This is a genomic window from Promicromonospora sp. NPDC110617 (assembly GCF_055598465.1).
In genome coordinates this window covers 144,527-163,650 of record NZ_JBVKBM010000006.1, presented here as the reverse complement: position 1 = coordinate 163,650, position 19,124 = coordinate 144,527, and the positions used below count along the sequence as shown (strand labels likewise).

14 protein-coding genes and 1 pseudogene are annotated in these 19,124 nt (G+C 72.7%); 9 read left to right on the top strand and 6 right to left on the bottom strand.

The annotated features are described in order from the left end of the window. Positions 1-4 precede the first annotated feature (4 nt). A complete protein-coding gene (locus ACZ7LE_RS26165; protein WP_470406138.1) occupies positions 5-1,723 on the top strand; it encodes a cation:proton antiporter domain-containing protein in 1,719 nt (572 codons plus the stop codon). 7 nt (positions 1,724-1,730) lie between these two features. On the opposite strand, the gene mnhG is transcribed toward ACZ7LE_RS26165, so the two are convergent. The 6 genes from mnhG to ACZ7LE_RS26135 are packed head-to-tail and all read right to left on the bottom strand — an operon-like array spanning position 1,731 to position 8,382. After that, positions 1,731-2,090: a monovalent cation/H(+) antiporter subunit G gene (gene mnhG, locus ACZ7LE_RS26160; protein WP_470406137.1), complete on the bottom strand. Its 360-nt coding sequence runs from the start codon at positions 2,088-2,090 to the stop codon at positions 1,731-1,733. After that, positions 2,087-2,521 (bottom strand): MrpF/PhaF family protein, encoded by a 435-nt coding sequence (locus tag ACZ7LE_RS26155; RefSeq protein ID WP_470406136.1) that lies wholly within the window; start codon positions 2,519-2,521, stop codon positions 2,087-2,089. Before ACZ7LE_RS26155 ends, mnhG begins: the two co-directional genes overlap by 4 nt. Continuing rightward, a complete protein-coding gene (locus tag ACZ7LE_RS26150) occupies positions 2,518-3,132 on the bottom strand; it encodes a Na+/H+ antiporter subunit E (protein ID WP_470406135.1) in 615 nt (204 codons plus the stop codon). The genes ACZ7LE_RS26155 and ACZ7LE_RS26150 overlap by 4 nt, the downstream gene beginning before the upstream one ends. Beyond that, on the bottom strand, positions 3,129-4,790 hold the full coding sequence (locus ACZ7LE_RS26145) for a Na+/H+ antiporter subunit D (protein WP_470406134.1): 1,662 nt from the start codon (positions 4,788-4,790) through the stop codon (positions 3,129-3,131). Before ACZ7LE_RS26145 ends, ACZ7LE_RS26150 begins: the two co-directional genes overlap by 4 nt. After that, positions 4,787-5,338 carry a Na(+)/H(+) antiporter subunit C gene (locus ACZ7LE_RS26140; RefSeq protein ID WP_470406133.1) on the bottom strand — a complete coding sequence of 184 codons (552 nt, stop codon included), beginning with the start codon at positions 5,336-5,338 and terminating at the stop codon, positions 4,787-4,789. The genes ACZ7LE_RS26145 and ACZ7LE_RS26140 overlap by 4 nt, the downstream gene beginning before the upstream one ends. Continuing rightward, positions 5,335-8,382, bottom strand: coding sequence for a Na+/H+ antiporter subunit A (locus ACZ7LE_RS26135; RefSeq protein WP_470406132.1), 3,048 nt, complete (start codon positions 8,380-8,382; stop codon positions 5,335-5,337). Before ACZ7LE_RS26135 ends, ACZ7LE_RS26140 begins: the two co-directional genes overlap by 4 nt. A gap of 309 nt (positions 8,383-8,691) precedes the next feature. Between ACZ7LE_RS26135 and secA the strand changes: the two are divergent. The 8 genes and pseudogenes from secA to prfA all read left to right on the top strand — a co-directional run. Continuing rightward, positions 8,692-11,187: pseudogene (gene secA / locus ACZ7LE_RS26130) on the top strand (preprotein translocase subunit SecA); the annotation flags it as partial. A 294-nt stretch (positions 11,188-11,481) separates the two neighbouring features. After that, complete coding sequence (locus ACZ7LE_RS26125; protein WP_450095640.1) at positions 11,482-11,643, top strand: SEC-C metal-binding domain-containing protein; 162 nt, start codon at positions 11,482-11,484, stop codon at positions 11,641-11,643. Between the two features lie 225 nt (positions 11,644-11,868). Further along, positions 11,869-13,161: a homoserine dehydrogenase gene (locus tag ACZ7LE_RS26120; protein ID WP_470406131.1), complete on the top strand. Its 1,293-nt coding sequence runs from the start codon at positions 11,869-11,871 to the stop codon at positions 13,159-13,161. Between the two features lie 12 nt (positions 13,162-13,173). Beyond that, the gene (gene thrC / locus ACZ7LE_RS26115) at positions 13,174-14,289 is read left to right on the top strand and encodes a threonine synthase (RefSeq protein WP_470406221.1); all 1,116 of its coding nucleotides are present in this window, start codon (positions 13,174-13,176) and stop codon (positions 14,287-14,289) included. Then, complete coding sequence (gene thrB, locus ACZ7LE_RS26110) at positions 14,289-15,305, top strand: homoserine kinase (protein ID WP_470406130.1); 1,017 nt, start codon at positions 14,289-14,291, stop codon at positions 15,303-15,305. The genes thrC and thrB overlap by 1 nt, the downstream gene beginning before the upstream one ends. 284 nt (positions 15,306-15,589) lie before the next feature. Then, positions 15,590-17,521 (top strand): transcription termination factor Rho, encoded by a 1,932-nt coding sequence (rho, locus tag ACZ7LE_RS26105; protein WP_470406129.1) that lies wholly within the window; start codon positions 15,590-15,592, stop codon positions 17,519-17,521. A 134-nt stretch (positions 17,522-17,655) separates the two neighbouring features. Beyond that, positions 17,656-17,874: a 50S ribosomal protein L31 gene (gene rpmE / locus ACZ7LE_RS26100; protein WP_020017644.1), complete on the top strand. Its 219-nt coding sequence runs from the start codon at positions 17,656-17,658 to the stop codon at positions 17,872-17,874. 111 nt (positions 17,875-17,985) lie between these two features. Then, positions 17,986-19,074 (top strand): peptide chain release factor 1, encoded by a 1,089-nt coding sequence (gene prfA, locus ACZ7LE_RS26095; RefSeq protein WP_470406128.1) that lies wholly within the window; start codon positions 17,986-17,988, stop codon positions 19,072-19,074. Positions 19,075-19,124: the final 50 nt, after the last annotated feature.

Here is a 19,124-nt window from a genome sequence, read left to right as displayed (position 1 = left end):
GGGCATGGCCACCGCTGCGATCTTCCTGGTAGCCACGGTCGCGGCCGGGCTCGGTGCGGTGCTGCTCCGGCTGCCGCCCCTGGTCGGGTTCCTGGTGGCCGGGTTCGCGCTCCACGCGGCGGGCGTCCAGGAGCCGGCCTACCTCGAGACCGTCGCCGACCTGGGCGTGACGCTGCTGCTCTTCGGCATCGGCCTCAAGCTCGACGTCAAGACGCTGCTGCGCAAGGACGTCTGGTTCACCACCGTCGCGCACCTGCTGGTCAGCGTCGCGATCGCGGTCGGCTTCCTCGGCCTGCTCGGCGTGGTCGGCTTCTCGATGCTCGCGGGCGAGGGCCTGGGCGTCCTCGCGCTCCTCGGGCTCGCCCTGTCGTTCTCGTCCACGGTGTTCGTGGTCAAGGTGCTCGACGGCCGCTCCGACCAGTCCGCCCTGTACGGCCGGATCGCCATCGGCGTGCTCGTCATGCAGGACCTGATCGCCGTCGTCTTCCTGTCCGTCGCCTCCGACCACCCGCCGAGCCCCTGGGCGTTCGCCCTCGTGCTGCTGATCCCCGGGGCCTGGCTGCTGCGCAAGGTGTGGTCGAGGGTGGGCCACGGCGAGCTGCAGGCGCTGTTCGGCGTGGCCGTGGCACTCGGTCCGGGCTACGCGCTGTTCGAGGCCGTCGGGCTCAAGGGCGACCTCGGCGCGCTCGTCATGGGCATGCTGCTGGCCGGCCACCCCGCCGCCACCGAGCTGTCCCGCAACCTGTTCACCGTCAAGGAGCTCCTGCTCGTCGGCTTCTTCGTGTCGATCGGCTTCTCCGGCGAGCTGAGCTGGCAGGCAGCGATCATCGGGCTCCTCCTGCTGCTCATGCTGCCGCTGCAGGCCATCGTCACGGCCGTGCTGCTGCGCCTGATGCGCCTGCGCAAACGGACGGCGATCCTGTCCGGGCTGGTGCTGGCCAACTACTCCGAGTTCGGCCTCATCGTGGTGGCGGTCGGCTCGCAGACCGGTCTGCTGCACGACGAGTGGCTCGTGGTGCTCGCCGTCGCCGTCGCCGCCAGCTTCGTGCTGTCCTCCGCGATCAACACGCGCGGTAACGAGTTCGCGATGTCGCTCGCCAAGCGGTTCCCGTCCAAGCCCAACGAGTGGCTGCACCGGGAGGAGCGGCTCATCGACGTGTCCGGCGCGGAGGCGCTCGTGCTCGGCATGGGCCGGGTCGGCCGCGGCGCCGTCCGGCAGCTCCGCGACGACTACGGCATGGACGTCGTGGGCGTCGAGCACGACCCGACCCGCGTCACCGCCCTGCGCGGCGAGGGCTTCACGGTGGTGCAGGCCGACGCCACGGACATCGAGTTCTGGGGCCGGGTGCGCAGCGCCGGCGCCGTCCGCCTCGCGATCCTCGCCATGCCGTTCCACGCGGCCAACCTCATCGCGCTGTCGCAGCTGCGCGCGAGCGGGTTCGAGGGCACCGTCGCGGCCGTCGCCCGGTACGACGACGACGCGGCCGAGCTCGAGCGGCACGGCGCCGACGCGGTGTTCCACCTGTACGGCACGGCCGGCCTGGCCCTCGCCGACGAGGCGGCGGAGGCGGCGCTCGGGTACGACGCCGCCGAGGAGCTGCGCGACGCCCAGGCGGAACGCCGGTCCGCCGCGGCAGCCGGGGACGCGTCCGCCGACGGAGCGGCGGCCGAGCCCGCCGACGAGCCGGCCGACGAGCCCGCCACCAGCGGCGGCGCGGCCTAGCCGAACGTCACCCCTGGTCCCGGGGCGTCACGGTGCGCACCGGGAAGTCGTCGTCCGCGGTGTCCAGGAGCGACGGGTCGACGCAGCGCGTGCGCAGCCCCGCCCGGCCCACCATGTAGGCGGCCACCGGGGACGTCATGAGCTGGAAGATCGCCACGAGCAGCAGCATCGTCGCCGAGCCCTTGTCCTGCAGCCGGAGCGCGACGCCCGCCAGGAGCAGCAGCAGGCCCAGGACCTGCGGCTTGGCCACGACGTGCATCCGCGAGAGCAGGTTGTCGAACCGCATCACGCCGACCCCGGCGGAGAACGAGAAGAAGGCGCCGAGCAGCAGGCAGACGGCGGCGGCGACGTCGGTCACGACGGTCATGACTCCTCCCGCCGGCCGACGGCGCCCGAGGGTGCCCCCGGGCCTACCTCGTCCGAACCGGACGCACCGGAACCTGCCGAACCCGAACCACCGTCCGGCCCCGACCTGCCCGTCCCCGGGCCGACCTCGCCCGGCCGCGGCCCGGACCGCTGCGTGGCCGTGCCGTTCTTGGGGGGTTCGACGGCGGCGAAGCGGGCGATCGTCACCGACCCGATGAAGCCGACCAGCGAGAGCACCACGAGGATGGGCACGGACTCGGTGCGGCGGGAGATCGCGGCCTCGACCGCGATGGCACCCACGAGGACGGTGGTGAGCACGTCGAACGCCACGGTCCGGTCCAGCATGGTGGGCCCGCGCTCGATCCGGACCACCGCGAGCAGCGCGCCCACGGCGAGCAGGGTGGTCGCTACCACCCCGACGGCGACCATCATCGGCGTTCCTCCTTGTCCAGGGTGTACGGAGCGAGCCCGACCCGGGCCAGCTCGGCGCTCGGCGCGAAGGCGCGCAGCAGCCGGGCCTCCAGGTCGAGGGTGGCCTTCCGGACGCCCTCGGGCCCGCCCGACGCCGCGATGTCCAGCACGTGCAGCCGCAGGGTCCGGCTGGGCCGGTCGAGGTCGATCACGAGCGTGCCCGGGACCAGGGACGACAGGCCCGCGGTCGTCGCGATGAACAGGTCCGAGTCGGCGCGCAGGGGCACCGAGACCAGGGCGCCGTGCGGCGTCGGGCCGCCGCGCCCGGTCCGGCGCGGGACCACGGCGGTCCACGCCACCTGGAACGACGCGAGCACAAGGTCCCCGACGAACCGGCCGAGCAGGTGGAGCAACGGGCCGACCCGCAGAGTACTGGCCGTGCCGATGGGCGGCAGCGGGAAGGCCAGCGCCACGAGCGCGCCGAGCAGCACGCCGGACACCACGTTCGCCCAGGACAGGTCACCCCACAGGAGCACCCAGAGCACGGCGCCCACGACCATGGTCGGCCAGAGCGTCACGACCCGGCGCGCCCGGCGGCGCCACGGGCTCGGGGCGGTGTCGGTGTGGTTCACGGCTCCACCTCCACCGTGTCGTCGGTGACCTTGTTCGACTCGCCAGTGCCCCGCGGCGCGCCGTCGGGGAACACGGCCTCGATGTAGGTGTGCCCGTCCATGACGGACTCGGCCGCCCGGTCGGCGTAGTCGTAGAGCGGCCCGGCCACCACGGTGAGCCCGACGCTGACGGCCACCAGGGCCGCCGTCGGCCCCACCATGCCCCAGGGCAGGGGCGTCGGCTCGGGCAGCTTCTCGGGGCAGGGCTGCCAGAACGCCTTGTTCCAGGCCCGGACCACCGCGTACAGCGTCAGCAGCGAGGTGACCACCGAGCCGACGACCAGCACCCAGGCCAGCCCGGAGCCGTCCACGACACCGGCCTCCAGCAGGCCCACCTTGCCCAAGAACCCGGACAGCGGCGGGATGCCCGCCAGGTTCATGGCCGGGACGAAGAACAGGACCGCGAGCCCGGGCGCCAGGGTGGCGAGGCCGCCCAGGCGGTCCAGCGACGTGGTCCCGGTGCGGCGCTCGATGAGCCCCACCACCAGGAACAGCGCCGTCTGCACGGTGATGTGGTGCACCACGTAGAAGATGGCCGCCGCGGTGCTCGCCTGGGTGGCGAGCGCGACCCCGAAGATCATGTAGCCGATGTGGCTCACCAGCGTGAACGACAGCAGACGTTTCACGTCGTCCTGCGCGACCGCGCCGAGGATGCCCACGATCATGGTGGCGAGCGCCAGCACGAGCAGCACGTTCTCCAGGACCTCGTTCCGCGGGAAGAGCAGCGTCTGGGTGCGCAGGATCGCGTACACGCCGACCTTGGTGAGCAGGCCCGCGAACACGGCGGTGACCGGCGCGGGGGCCGTCGGGTACGAGTCGGGGAGCCAGGCGGACAGCGGGAAGATGGCCGCCTTGATGCCGAACGCGAGCAGCAGCAGCGCCTGGATGCCGAGCCGTATGCCCGGGTCGACGTCGGGCAGGCGCTCGGCGAGCTGCGCCATGTTCACCGTGCCGGTGGCGGCGTAGACCAGGCCGACGGCGACGAGGAACACGATCGAGCTGAGCAGCGCGACCACCACGTAGACGCTGCCCGCCCGGATCCGCTCGACGGTGCCGCCCAGCGTGAGCAGCACGTACGAGGCGGCGAGCAGGATCTCGAAGCCGACGTACAGGTTGAACAGGTCGCCGGCGAGGAAGGCGTCCGCCACGCCCGCGGCGAGGATGAGGAACGTCGGGTGGAAGATCGCCACGGGCAGCACGTCGCGGCGCACGTCCTCGTCGGCGTCGGGGTCCTGGGCCTCCAGGGCCTCGCGCAGGATCTTCGCGTCCTTGGTGGCGGGCGCCGTCCGGTCGTCGCCGTCGGCGATGCCCTGTGCCATCGAGTAGAGCAGCACGCAGAGCAGCACCACGCCGCTGACCAGCAGCATGAGCGCAGAGAGCGGGTCGGCCACGAGGTTGACCCCCACGGGCGCGGCCCAGCCGCCGACGTCGATGACGACCGGCCCGTCCTGGGCGGCGACCACGAGGCCCGCGGCGGCGGCCACCACCACCGACAGGGCGACCACGGAGATGATCCGCTGTGCCCGTTCGTACCGGTGCAGCGCCAGGGCGAGACCCGCGGCGAACAGCGGCACCAGCACGGGCAGGGGGACGAGCGTCTCGGTGCTCCACAGGTTCATGCGCCGTCACCCCCGCGGGCGCCAGGGCTGGGCCGGGCGCCGGTGCCGGGCCGGGCGGCGTCGTCCGACCCGGAGGTGGGGTCGGGAAGCGCGACCTCGTCCCGCACGGCCACCGCCTCCTCGTCCAGGGTGGACCCCGACTCCTCGGCGTCGCTGTCGGCGTAGGACGGCGCGTCCGCGACGGCGAGCCGTGCGATGCGGGTGTCCTCCACGTCGTCCTGCACCTCGTCGTGCCCGTGCAGCTGCCACGAGCGGTAGGCCATGGCCAGCACGAACGCGACCAGGGCGAGCGTGATGACGATGGACGTCAGCACCATGGCCTGGGCCAGCGGGTCGCTCATCGGCTCCGCGGTGGCCCCGGTGATGGGCGGCGCCCCCGCGCGGCCGCCCGCCACGAGGATGGCGAGGTTGGCCCCGTTGCCCAGGAGCACGAAGCCGAGCAGGACGCGGGTCAACGACCGTTCCAGCAGCAGGTAGACGCCCGAGGCGAACAGCACGCCGACGGTCAGCAGCAGCGCCCCCGAGGGCACGGTGTCGAGCACGATCATGCGCGGTCACCCCCGGTGCGGACCTCGACGCGCCGACGTTGGCCGATCGACCAGGCGAAGGGTTCCGCCTGCCGGTCCAGCTCGGCGCCGAAGGTGCGCAGGATGTCGATGACCAGGCCGATGACCACGAGGAACACTCCGACGTCGAAGAACAGGCTGGTGACCAGGTGCACGTCGCCGAGCACGGGCAGGTGCAGGTCGACGATCGTGCTCTCGAGCGCCTCCTGCCCGACGAGCAGTGCCACCAGGCCCACGCCCGCCGAGAGGAACAGGCCGGTGCCGAGCACGAGGCCGGGGTGCACCGGGGCGGCCTCGCCCAGCTCGAACCGGCCGCCCGCCAGGTAGCGGACGGTCAGGGCCAGGCCGGCCACGAGGCCCGCCGCGAACCCGCCGCCCGGCGCGTTGTGCCCGCTGAACAGCAGGAACAGGGCGAACAGCATCATGGGATGGAAGACCACGCGGGTGAGCACCTCGAACAGCATCGACCGCTGCACGGGGTCGAGCGTGGGCCCGGCGAGCAGCCACCGGCCGCGGCGCGCCGGCTGCGCGCCGGCGCTGTCGCCGGGCTGGACCGCCTGCGGGTTCGCGGCCCGGTCGAGGCGCAGCACGTCGCCGCTGCGCTGCCGCAGGAAGACGAGCGACGCGACGCCGGTGGCGGCCACCAGGAGCACGGAGATCTCGCCCACGGTGTCCCAGGCGCGGATGTCGACGAGCGTGACGTTGACGATGTTGTGCCCGCCGCCGAAGGTCTCGGCCTCCACGGGGAAGTCGACGGAGACCGGCGTGTGCACGCGCACCAGCGGCGCGGCCGCCACGAACGCCATGACGACCAGGCCCGTGACCACGCCGATCGCGAGCCGCACCCAGCGGCTGGCCGCCAGCGGGCGGTCCGAGAAGTACGGCGGGAGGCGGCGGAGCACCAGCACCATGACCACCAGGGTCAGGGTCTCGCACAGCACCTGGGTCAGGGCGAGGTCGGGCGCGCCGTGCAGCAGGAAGAGGGCCGCGTTGCCGTAGCCGGCCACGCCCGCCAGGATCACGGCCTTGAGCCGGCGCCGGGCGCGCGCGGTCAGCACGGCGGCCAGCACGACGACGAGCACGACGACGAGCTGTGCCGGGCGGTCCCACGGCACCAGGGCGAACGGTCCGAGGTGGAGCACACCGGCGCGCTCGGCGGCGTCCTGCGCGACCGGAAGGCCGTTCGGCTCGCCCACCAGGCCGGACGCGAGCGCGAGCCCGGGCCCCACGGCGAGCGTCACGAGGATGACGCCCAGGTAGAAGGGCAGGGACCCGCGCTGCGTGCCGGCCGTGACGTCGCTGGCCAGGCGGTCGAGCTTGCGCATGAAGCGGCGGTAGAGCACGTCGGCGCCGTCGGGGGACCACAGCGAGTCCTGCAGCCGCTCGACGCGGGCGCGCTGCCAGAACGCGAGGCCACCGGCGAGGAACACGGCGACGGTGACCGCGAGGGCGGGCGTGAACCCCTCCCAGAGGGTGAGGTGCCCGGGCTCGCCGACGGGGTAGGTGTTCGCGTACGGGGCGAGCAGCTCCTGGCCCACCTGGGGGACGAGGGCCACGACCAGGCCGAGGACGGCGAGGACCAGCGGCGGCGCGACCATCCAGAACGGCTGCGGGTGGATGGTGCCGGGTGCGGCCTCGGCCAGGGCGGGGGGAGTCGTCGTCGGCGTGGTGCCGGGTGCCGCGCCGTGCGCCGTCGCGACCTCTCGTTCCAGGGGCTCGGCCGTGGCCGGCAGGCGCGGCTTGAACGCGCCCCAGAGGAACCGCAGCCCGTACGCGACGGTCAGGGCCGAGCCCACGGCGACCACGACGGTCATGACCCGGCCGAGCACGTCGCCGTCGTGCTCCCAGGCGGCCAGCGCGGCCTCCTTGGCGACGTAGCCGGCGAACGGGGGCAGGCCGATCATCGAGGCGGTCGCGAGCGTGGCGGCCAGGGCGGTGACCGGCAGCCGCCGGGCGACGCCGGCGAGCTTGCGCAGGTCACGGGTGCCCGTCGCGGCGTCCACCACGCCGACCACGAGGAACAGCGACGCCTTGAACATGGCGTGCGCGCCGAGCAGCGCGAGGCCCGCCAGCGCGGTGGCGCGCGTGCCGTAGCCGAGCAGCAGCGTGAGCAGGCCGAGCTGGGAGACCGTGCCGAACGCGAGGACGAGCTTGAGGTCGTGCTGACGCAGCGCGCGGTACCCGCCGAGCAGCAGCGTCGTGCCGCCGAGCACGAGCACGACCGTGCGCCAGGCCGTGAGGTCCGAGAATGCGGGCGCGAACCGGGCCACCAGGTAGATGCCGGCCTTCACCATGGCGGCCGCGTGCAGGTAGGCGGACACGGGCGTGGGCGCCGCCATCGCGGCGGGCAGCCAGAAGTGCGTGGGCACCAGCGCGGACTTGGTGGCCGCCCCGGCCAGCAGGCAGACGACGGCGACGGTCACGGCCGGCCCGGCCGGCGGGTCGGCGATGACGGCGGACACGCTCCAGGTGCCGGCGGTGACGCCCAGGACGACGACGCCGACCAGCATGGCGAGCCCGCCCGCGGTCGTCACGACCAGCGCCTGCATCGCGGCGCGCCGCGACGAGGTGCGGTCGGCGTAGTGGCCGATCAGGAGGTAGGAGAACACCGTGGTGAGCTCCCAGAACACGAACAGCAGCAGCATGTCGTCGGCGGTGACGAGGCCGGCCATCGTGCCCGCGAACGCCACGAGGAACCCGCCGAACCGGCCCAGGCCGCGGGCGTCCTTGGCGAAGTAGGCGCTGCAGTACAGCAGCACGAGGGTGCCGACCGCCCCGACGATCAGCAGCATCAGCCAGGACAGGGAGTCGAGCCGCAGGTCGACGGCCAGGCCCAGCGCGGGGATCCACTCCACCCGTTCCGTGGGCGTGCGGCCGGCGTACACGGCGGACGTCTGGGACAGGGCATACGCAGCGGCCCCGGCGGGACCGAGGGCGAGCACCCAGAAGGCGCGTCGACCGAGACGGTTGACGAGGGCTGGCGCGGCGAGCGCGAGGACGCCGTGAGCGAGGAGTACCGGAAGCACGTCCGTTCCGTCCTGTCAGGGCTCGTGGACAGGACGTCGTGCCAGGGGTACCAGGTGCGAACCCAGGGTCGAGCACGGGACGGCTTGCCGCGCGAGCGCGGGCGGGTGGGCGATGTGACCACTCTATCCGGTGTCGGTCTCCGGTTCGTCACGAGAAACCCATGGCGGGCTCAGGAACCGCATGCTTCCCGTGATCGTTACCCCGAGAGCGAACCCCGTCGGTCCGTCGTCGGCTCTGGGCCACCCGCTCAGGTTTACGGCCTACGATGGGCGACGGCGAAAACTCGACGACGACCTGGGAGAACCCGCGTGTCCATCCTCGACAAGGTCCTTCGCATCGGCGAAGGACGTGTCCTGAAGAAGCTGCACAATGTGGCTGAGCAGGTCAATCGCTTGGAGCCCAGCTTCGTCGAGCTCAGCGACACCGAGCTCCGGGAGGAGACGGCCCGGTTCCGGGAGCGTCTCGAGCACGGTGCCACCCTGGACGAGCTGATGCCGGAGGCGTTCGCGGCGATCCGCGAGGCGGCCCGCCGCACGCTCGGCCAGCGACACTTCGACGTGCAGATCATGGGTGGCGCGGCGCTGCACCTCGGCAACATCGCCGAGATGCGCACCGGTGAGGGCAAGACGCTGGTGGCGACCACCGCGGCGTACCTCAACGCGCTGTCCGGCGACGGCGTGCACGTCATCACCACGAACGACTACCTGGCCAAGTACCAGGGTGACCTGATGGGCCGCGTCTTCCGGTTCATGGGGATGACCACCGGCGTCATCCTGTCGGGGCAGACGCCGGCGCAGCGCCGCGAGATGTACGCCGCGGACATCACCTACGGCACGAACAACGAGTTCGGCTTCGACTACCTGCGCGACAACATGGCGTGGTCGACGGACGACCTGGTGCAGCGCGGGCACAACTTCGCGATCGTCGACGAGGTGGACTCGATCCTCATCGACGAGGCGCGCACCCCGCTGATCATCTCGGGCCCCGCGGCCGGCGACGCCAACCGCTGGTACACCGAGTTCGCCAAGGTCGTGCTGCGGCTGGTGCCGACCGTGGACTACGAGGTCGACGAGAAGAAGCGCACCGTCGGCGTGCTCGAGCCGGGCATCGCGAAGATCGAGGACTACCTCGGCATCGACAACCTGTACGAGTCGCTGAACACGCCGCTGATCGGCTTCCTGAACAACGCCATCAAGGCCAAGGAGCTGTTCAAGCGCGACAAGGACTACGTCGTGCTGAACGGCGAGGTCATGATCGTCGACGAGCACACGGGCCGTATCCTCGCGGGCCGGCGCTACAACGAGGGCATGCACCAGGCCATCGAGGCCAAGGAGGGGGTGGAGATCAAGGCGGAGAACCAGACGCTCGCCACGATCACCCTCCAGAACTACTTCCGCCTGTACGGCAAGCTCTCGGGCATGACCGGTACGGCCGAGACCGAGGCCGCCGAGTTCCAGGGCACCTACAAGCTCGGCGTCGTCCCGATCCCGACGAACAACCCGCCGCAGCGCCTCGACCAGCCCGACCTCGTCTACAAGAACGAGGACGGCAAGTTCAACGCGGTGGTCTCGGACATCGTGGAGCGGCACGCCTACGGGCAGCCGGTCCTGGTGGGCACCACGAGCGTCGAGAAGTCGGAGCTGCTGAGCGCCAAGCTGAAGAAGGCCGGTGTGCCGCACAACGTGCTCAACGCGAAGGAGCACGAGCGCGAGGCCGCGGTCGTCGCGATGGCAGGCCGCAAGGGCGCCGTCACGGTCGCCACGAACATGGCAGGCCGCGGTACCGACATCATGCTCGGCGGCAACGCCGAGTACCTCGCGGTGGCCGAGCTCGCGGAGCGGGGCCTCGACCCGGTCGAGACGCCGGAGGAGTACGAGGCCGCCTGGCCCGAGTCGCTGGAGAAGGCGAAGGCACGCGTCGCCGCCGAGCACGACGAGGTCAAGTCCGCCGGCGGCCTGTACGTGCTGGGCACGGAGCGGCACGAGTCCCGCCGCATCGACAACCAGCTGCGCGGTCGTTCCGGGCGCCAGGGCGACCCGGGGGAGTCCCGGTTCTACCTGTCGATGCAGGACGACCTGATGCGGCTGTTCAACTCCGGCCTCGCCGAGTCGATGATGAACCGCGCCGGGTTCCCGGACGACATGCCGCTGGAGTCCAAGATGGTCACGCGCGGCATCATGTCCGCGCAGGGCCAGGTGGAGTCCCGCAACTTCGAGATCCGCAAGAACGTCCTCAAGTACGACGACGTCCTGTCCCGCCAGCGCACCGTCATCTACGCCGAGCGCCTGCGCGTGCTGGAGGGCGAGGACCTGCGCGAGCAGGTGCAGCACTTCCTCACGGACACCATCACGGAGTACGTGACCAACGCGACCGCCGACGGCCCGCCCGAGCAGTGGGACCTGGACGCGCTGTGGACGGCGCTCAAGGCCGTCTACCCGGTGTCCCTGACGCCGGAGGAGGTCGCCGAGGAGGCCGGCGGGATCGACCGGCTCGGCGGCGACATGCTGCTCGAGGAGATCCTGTCCGACGCGCGGGTGGCCTACCAGGCGCGCGAGGACGAGCTCTCGGCCCCGGCCATGCGCCAGCTCGAGCGCCGCGTGGTGCTCTCGGTGCTGGACCGCAAGTGGCGCGAGCACCTCTACGAGATGGACTACCTCAAGGAGGGCATCGGGCTGCGCGCCATGGCGCAGCGCGACCCGCTGGTCGAGTACCAGCGCGAGGGCTTCCAGCTCTTCCAGGCGATGACCGACGCCATCAAGGAGGAGTCGGTCGGGTTCCTGTTCAACCTCGAGGTGACGGTGCAGCAGCCGGGCGCCGAGCAGGTGGAGGACGGCGGCTCCGAGCTGCCCGCCGCCGGGCCGGTCCCGCCGCGCGGCCGCCTGGGCACGGGCCAGCCGGACGCCCCGCCCACCACGCAGATCCCGGTGGTCCAGCCCGCCTCGGCCCCGCAGCCGGCCCAGCCGCCCGCACCGCGGCAGCGCCGGGCGGCGGGCGCCGCGACCGAGCCGATCCTGCTCGCGAAGGGCCTGGACACCCCGAACCGGCAGCAGCCGCTGACGTACTCGGCCCCGAGCGAGGACGGCACGGGCTCGGCGTTCATGCAGTCGTCGGACGGCGCGCGCCGCCGGGCGTCCCTGCACGGCGAGGCGACGGCCGCCACGAGCGACGGCCGGACCTTCCCGGGCACGCCGCGCAACGCGCAGTGCCCGTGCGGCTCGGGCAAGAAGTACAAGGTCTGCCACGGGATCAACGAGGCCTGACGGCCCCGCCCCGCCCGAAGAAGACCTGCAGCGAGACCGAACGCCGACCGGCGTTCGGTCTCGCTGTCGTTCTGTGCCACCCGGGTTCGATCCGGCGGGACGGGTGCCGGCGTGAGACAGGGCGCCCGTATGTCGGACGCTCCGGTTACCCTGGTCGCAACGTCCCGACCCGTGCGGAACCGCACCGGGAGCGGACCGTCCCCCGAACACGAAAGCAGGATCGCTGTGCCTGTCCCCGAGCCCGCCCGCGGGCTGCGTGTCGCACTGCTGGGCTGTGGCGTCGTGGGCACCGAGGTGGCCCGGATGCTGCTGGAGCAGGGCACTGATCTCGCCGCCCGCGCGGGCGCTCCGCTGGAGCTCGCCGGCATCGCCGTCCGCGACGCGAGCCGTCCCCGCGACGCCGCCGTCCCGCGTGAGCTGCTCACGGAGGACGCGGAGTCCCTCGTGGACTCCGCGGACATCGTCGTCGAGGTGATGGGCGGTACCGAGCCGGCTCGCGCCCTGCTGCTGCGCGCCATCGAGGGCGGGGCCGCCGTGGTCACCGCCAACAAGGCGCTCCTGGCCGCCGACGGCCCCACGCTCTACAAGGCGGCCGACTCCGCGGGCGTCGACATCTACTACGAGGCCGCCGTGGCGGGCGCCATCCCGATCGTGCGGCCGGTGCGCGAGTCGCTGGCGGGCGACCACGTGCGCCGGGTCCTGGGCATCGTCAACGGCACCACCAACTACGTGCTGGACCAGATGGCCTCCGGCGGGCTCGACCTCGACCAGGCGGTCAAGCAGGCGCAGGAGCTCGGCTACGCCGAGGCGGACCCCACGGCCGACGTCGAGGGGTACGACGCCGCGGCCAAGGCCGCCATCCTGGCCAGCCTCGCCTTCCACACCCGCGTCTCCGCGGACGACGTCGCCCGCGAGGGCATCACGGGCGTCACGTCCGACGACGTCGCGTGGGCCGCCCGCACCGGGCACACCGTGAAGCTGCTGGCCATCGCCGAGCAGACCGGCGAGGGCGTCTCCGTGCGCGTCCACCCGGCGCTCGTGCCGCTGGAGCACCCGCTGGCGGGCGTGAAGGGCGCGTTCAACGCGGTCTTCGTCGAGGCCGACGCCGCCGGGCCGCTCATGTTCTACGGCCAGGGCGCCGGCGGCCGGCCGACGGCGTCCGCGGTGCTGGGCGACGTCGTCTCCGCGGCGCGCCACCGCGTGCTCGGCGGCAAGGGCCCGCAGGAGTCCACGTACGCGGCGCGCCCGCTGCTCCCGGCGGACGCCGCCGTGACGCGCTACCAGGTGCGTCTGCTCGTCGCCGACCTCCCGGGCGTCCTCGCCCAGGTCGCGGGGGTCGTGGGCGACCACGGCGTCTCCATCGACACCGTGCGCCAGACCGGGCCCTCCGAGGGCACCGCCGAGCTGCTGCTGACCACCCACGCGGCCCGTGAGGCGTCGCTGGCCGCCACCATCGCGGCCGTGCGCACGCTCGAACCGGTCCGTGAGATCACGTCCGTCCTGAGAGTCGAAGGCTGAACCGTGCCCGTGCTGCCCGCAGAACCGAACGACCCGTCCGCCGGCCAAGGCCGCGCGCCCGCCTCGCGCCTCTGGCGCGGCGTGATCGCCGAGTACGCCGACCGGCTGCCCGCCCACCTCCAGCAGAAGATCGTGACGCTGGGCGAGGGCGGCACACCGCTGGTGCCCGCCCCGGCGCTGTCCGAGCGCACGGGCGCCGAGGTCTACGTCAAGGTCGAGGGCATGAACCCGACCGGCTCGTTCAAGGACCGTGGCATGACGGCGGCGATCTCCGCGGCCGCCGGCCGCGGCGCGCGCGCCGTCGTGTGCGCGTCGACGGGCAACACCTCGGCGTCGGCCGCGGCGTACGCGACGCGCGCCGGCATGGTCTGCGCGGTGCTCGTGCCGGACGGCAAGATCGCCATGGGCAAGCTGAGCCAGGCCGTCGCGCACGGCGCCCGCCTGCTGCAGGTGGACGGCAACTTCGACGACTGCCTCGTGGCGGCCCGCAAGCTCGCGGACACCCACCCCGTCGAGCTCGTGAACTCGGTGAACCCGGACCGGATCGAGGGCCAGAAGACCGCCGCCTTCGAGATCGTGGACGCCCTGGGCGACGCCCCGGACATCCACCTGCTGCCGGTCGGCAACGCCGGGAACATCACGGCCTACTGGAAGGGCTTCACCGAGTACGCCGAGGCGGGCGTCGCGAGCCGGACCCCGGCCATGTGGGGCTTCCAGGCGGCGGGCGCCGCCCCGATCGTCAAGGGCTACCCCATCGACGACCCGGACACGATCGCCACCGCCATCCGCATCGGCAACCCCGCCTCGTGGGAGCTGGCCGAGCAGGCCAGGGACACCTCGGGCGGCGTCATCGAGGCCGTCACGGACGAGCAGATCCTCGCGGCGCACCGGATCCTGTCGGCCGAGGTCGGCGTGTTCGTCGAGCCGGCGTCCGCCGCCGGGGTCGCAGGCCTGCTGGCCCGGCACGAGCGCGGCCTGGTGCCCGCGGGGGCGCGCATCACCATCACGGTGACCGGCCACGGGCTCAAGGACCCGAGCTGGGCGCTGCGCACGCCCGACGGCGGCGAGGTCGAGCCCGTACGGGTCTCCGCCGACGTCGTCTCGATCGCCGACGCGCTGTCACTCTGATGCAGCTCGGCGCCGACCACGTGCGGGTCCGGGTGCCCGCGACGAGCGCGAACCTCGGGCCCGGCTTCGACTCGCTGGGCCTCGCGCTCGCCCTGTACGACGAGGTCGAGGTGCGCCTGGTGGCGAGCTCCGACGTGGTCGTGGAGATCGAGGGCGAGGGCGCCGGCGAGGTGCCCCTGGGGGAGGACCACCTGGTGGTGCGGGCGCTCCGGCGCACGCTGGACCTCGCGGGTGCCGTGCCCACCGGCATCCACATGACGTGCCACAACGTGATCCCGCACGGTCGCGGCCTCGGCTCGTCGTCGGCCGCCGTCGTGGCCGGGATCGTCGCCGCGCGCGCCCTGCTGGCCGACCCGCGGGCCATCGACGCCGCCACCGTGCTGGGCCTGGCCACCGAGTTCGAGGGGCACCCCGACAACGCCGCGCCCGCGATCCAGGGTGGCGCCACCGTCGCGTGGACCACTGCCGACGGTCCGCGCGCGGTCGGGCTGGACATCGACCCGGCGATCGAGGCCACGGTGCTGGTGCCCGACGTGCGGCTCGCGACCGCACGCGCCCGGGCGGCGCTGCCCGCGCGGGTCTCGCACGGCGACGCCGCCTTCACGGCGGGCCGTGCGGCGCTCCTCGTGGAGGCCCTGGCCCGGCGTCCGGAGCTCCTGTTCGACGCCACGGAGGACCGGCTGCACCAGTCGTACCGGGCGGGCGTCCTGGGCGCCTCGGCCGAGCTGCTGCGCGCGCTGCGCGAGGAGGGGGTCCCGGCCACGGTCTCGGGCGCCGGGCCCACCGTCCTCGTGCTCGCCGGGCCCGGGCACCGGGCCGCGCGCGACGCCGTCCTGCGGGACCTCGTGGACGAGACCGCGGGCTGGAGCCGGCTGAGCCCCGGGATCGATCTGACAGGTGCGCGTGCCCGGAGGATTACCGGTAACACAGGTGCGCTATCGTCCGGCTCGTCGGGGGCAAAGAGAAGTCATGTCGGACCAGGATCACCAGCAGTACGGGGTGGTAGTATGCAGTGAACCTTCGGGATAGCACTCCTGAGCCATGGTGGCGGGAACACGGATTCAACATCGGTTCCCCACCGCCTACCCAGCGACAGTCTCAGCCGCTCAGCCGTGCCCGTAGCAGGCCGTGATCTACGGCCACCGCATCTCGCGAGAAGGCAGACAACGCCCCCGTCAGCCGTCTTCGTCGTACCACTGATGCGAGGTTTTCCGCGTTCCGGCCGTTCGGCGCCGGGCGCCCACTATCCCGCGGCCCGCGATCAGGCGACCAGCCGCAGTTCGAGGGGGAAGGGTCCTTCGTGACAGACACCACCGATAACGCTCAGTCAGCCACCGGCCGTGCGGCCGGCACCGGAGCGCTGAGCAGCATGCGCCTCGCCGAGCTCCAGGCACTCGCCGGAGACCTGGGCGTGAAGGGCACCTCCAGGATGCGCAAGAGCGACCTCGTGGACTCGATCCGCGAGAAGACGGGTGGCGCGACGAAGCGCCCGGCCCGTGCCGCTTCGACCCCGGAGCTGTCCACCACCGACAAGCCTGCCCGTAGCGAGGCGCCGGTCGCCGCCGCCGAGGTCACCACCTCGGGTGTGCGCGCCGCCGCGAGCACGGAAGCCGACAAGGCCGCCCGTCTCGCCCAGCTGGCCGACGCCGTCGCGGCGCCGCGGGAGCAGAACGGACGCCGTCGTGGCGCCGCACAGGGTGCCGCCGACGGCGCCGCCGACAAGTCCGCCGAGGACAAGGCCCGCAACGGCCAGTCCGCCAACGGCCGCACCTCGCGCGGCGGTGCCGACCGCGGCGCCGAGCGCGCCGGCGACCGCACCGCCGACCGGTCCGAGCGGGGCACCGCCCGGACCGCGGAGCGCACCGCCGACCGCGGTGCCGACCGCGCCGCCGACCGGACCACCGCCGGCGACCTCGACGACGACCGAAACTCGCGCCGCCGCCGGGGCCGCGACCGGGGCCGGGACCGCAAGCGCGGCCGCGGCCGCCAGGGTCCGGACGTCGCGGGTCTCGAGAACGTCGAGGTGCGCGAGGACGACGTGCTGCTGCCCGTCGCCGGCATCCTCGACATCCTCGACAACTACGCGTTCGTGCGGACGTCGGGCTACCTGCCCGGCAACAACGACGTCTACGTGTCGCTGAACCAGGTCAAGAAGGCCGGCCTGCGCCGCGGCGACGCCGTCGTGGGCGCCGTGCGCCAGCCGCGCGAGGGCGAGGAGCCTCCGCAGCAGCCGACCGGCCGCAACGCCAAGGTCAACAAGTTCAACGCCCTGGTGCGCCTGGACACGGTGAACGGCATGACGCCGGAGGAGGCGCGGGAGCGCCCCGAGTTCACCAAGCTGACGCCGCTGTACCCGCAGGAGCGCCTGCGCCTGGAGAACCCCGAGGCGACGAAGCTGACGCCGCGCGTCATCGACATCGTCGCGCCGATCGGCAAGGGCCAGCGCGGCCTCATCGTCGCGCCGCCCAAGGCCGGCAAGACGCTGATGATGCAGCAGATCGCCAACGCGATCACCGCCAACAACCCTGAGGTCCACCTCATGGTCGTGCTGGTGGACGAGCGTCCCGAGGAGGTCACCGACTTCGAGCGCTCGGTCAAGGGCGAGGTCATCTCCTCGACCTTCGACCGCCACGCCTCGGACCACACGCTGGTCGCCGAGCTCGCCATCGAGCGCGCCAAGCGCCTCGTGGAGCTGGGCCAGGACGTCGTGGTGCTGCTCGACGGCATCACCCGCCTGTCGCGCGCCTACAACCTGGCCGCCCCGGCGTCGGGCCGCATCCTCTCCGGTGGTGTGGACGCCGCCGCGCTCTACCCGCCCAAGAAGTTCTTCGGCGCGGCCCGCAACATCGAGGACGGCGGCTCGCTGACCATCCTCGCGACGGCTCTCGTCGAGACCGGCTCGAAGATGGACGAGGTGATCTTCGAGGAGTTCAAGGGCACCGGCAACATGGAGCTGCGTCTGTCGCGGTCCCTGGCCGAGAAGCGCATCTTCCCGGCGATCGACGTCAACGGCTCGAGCACCCGGCGCGAGGAGATCCTCATGTCGAAGGACGAGCTCGCGATCGTCTACAAGCTGCGCCGCGTGATGGGTGCGCTCGACCAGACGCAGGCCGCCGAGCTGCTGCTCGGTCAGCTCAAGAAGACCAAGACGAACGTCGAGTTCCTGCTGCACGTGCAGAAGACGACGCCGGGTGGTCTCACGGAGGACGACAACGTCGGCGAGACCGTCTGACGGCGTCCGACCCACGTCACACCCCACTGCCTCGCCGATCCGGGCGAGGTAGTGGCACAATTACTGGCTGGCTCGCTGGTTCACGTCCTCGCGGTTCTGCAGGGCGACCCAGTGGCATCTCACCAAGGAGCAACATGAGGGCTGGAATCCACCCCGAGTACGTCGTCACCCAGGTCACCTGCACCTGCGGCAACACCTTCACGACGCGTAGCACCGAGACGTCCGGCAAGATCAGCGCCGACGTCTGCAGCGCCTGCCACCCGTTCTACACGGGCAAGCAGAAGATCATGGACACCGGTGGCCGCGTGGCCCGGTTCCAGGCGCGCTACGGCAAGAAGGACGCCGACAAGTAGCGACTCCGCAGCGCCGGTGGTCCGGTCCGACAACCTCTCCAGGGGCAGTCGGGCGCCGGACCACCGGCGCTGTTGCTTTGCCCCGACCCGCCGCCGGACCAAGGAGAGACCGTGACCGAGTCGTTCGCCGCCGTCGGGCCGCTGCTCAGCGAGCACGCCGAGATCGAGACGGCGCTGGCGGACCCCGCCGTGCACGCCGACCCCGGTCGCGCCCGCACGCTGGGCCGCCGGTACGCGGAGCTCAACCAGGTGGTGGGCGCATACAAGGCGTGGGAGCAGGCGCACGACGACGCCGAGGCCGCCGCCGAGCTCGCGGCCGAGGACGCCTCGTTCGCCGAGGAGCTCCCCGCGCTCCGGGAGGCCGAGTCGACCGCGGAGGAGAAGCTGCGCCGGGTACTGGTGCCGCGCGACCCCGACGACGGCCGCGACGTCATCCTCGAGATCAAGGCCGGCGAGGGCGGCGAGGAGTCCGCGCTGTTCGCGGGCGACCTGCTGCGCATGTACCTGCGGTACGCCGAGCAGCGCGGCTGGTCCACGCAGCTCCTGGAGGCCACGGCGTCCGACCTGGGCGGCTACAAGGACGTGCAGGTGGCGGTCAAGGCCAAGAGCGTCCAGGGCCCCGAGGACGGCGTCTGGCACAGCCTCAAGTACGAGGGCGGCGTGCACCGCGTGCAGCGGGTGCCGGTCACCGAGTCGCAGGGCCGCATCCACACGTCGGCGGCGGGCGTGCTCGTGTTCCCCGAGGTCGACGACCCGGGGGAGCTCGAGATCGACCAGAACGACCTGCGCATCGACGTCTACCGGTCCTCCGGCCCGGGCGGGCAGTCCGTGAACACCACGGACTCCGCGGTGCGCATCACGCACGTGCCCACGGGCATCGTCGTCTCGATGCAGAACGAGAAGTCGCAGCTGCAGAACCGCGAGCAGGCCATGCGCGTGCTGCGGGCCCGGCTGCTGGCCGCCCAGCAGGAGGCCGCGGCCGCCGAGTCGGCCGAGCTGCGCCGCTCGCAGGTGCGCACCGTGGACCGGTCCGAGCGCATCCGCACGTACAACTTCCCGGAGAACCGGATCGCCGACCACCGCACGGGCTACAAGGCGTACAACCTCGACCAGGTGCTCGACGGCGACCTGGGCCCCGTGGTCCGCTCCGCGATCGACGCCGACGAGGCGGCCCGGCTCGCCGAGGCCTCCGGTGTCTGACGCCCCGGGTCTGGCGGCTTTCGGCGCCGTCGGGCAGGCTTTTGCCGTGG

Bases quoted from the DNA above. Each gene is read 5' to 3' on its own strand.
- ACZ7LE_RS26145 (WP_470406134.1), bottom strand. From the start codon at position 4,790: ATGAACCTGTGGAGCACCGAGACGCTCGTCCCCCTGCCCGTGCTGGTG.
- rpmE (WP_020017644.1), top strand. From the start codon at position 17,656: ATGAGGGCTGGAATCCACCCCGAGTACGTCGTCACCCAGGTCACCTGC.
- ACZ7LE_RS26165 (WP_470406138.1), top strand. From the start codon at position 5: ATGGCCACCGCTGCGATCTTCCTGGTAGCCACGGTCGCGGCCGGGCTC.
- mnhG (WP_470406137.1), bottom strand. From the start codon at position 2,090: ATGACCGTCGTGACCGACGTCGCCGCCGCCGTCTGCCTGCTGCTCGGC.
- thrB (WP_470406130.1), top strand. From the start codon at position 14,289: ATGCAGCTCGGCGCCGACCACGTGCGGGTCCGGGTGCCCGCGACGAGC.
- ACZ7LE_RS26125 (WP_450095640.1), top strand. From the start codon at position 11,482: ATGCAGTCGTCGGACGGCGCGCGCCGCCGGGCGTCCCTGCACGGCGAG.
- ACZ7LE_RS26140 (WP_470406133.1), bottom strand. From the start codon at position 5,338: ATGATCGTGCTCGACACCGTGCCCTCGGGGGCGCTGCTGCTGACCGTC.
- ACZ7LE_RS26155 (WP_470406136.1), bottom strand. From the start codon at position 2,521: ATGATGGTCGCCGTCGGGGTGGTAGCGACCACCCTGCTCGCCGTGGGC.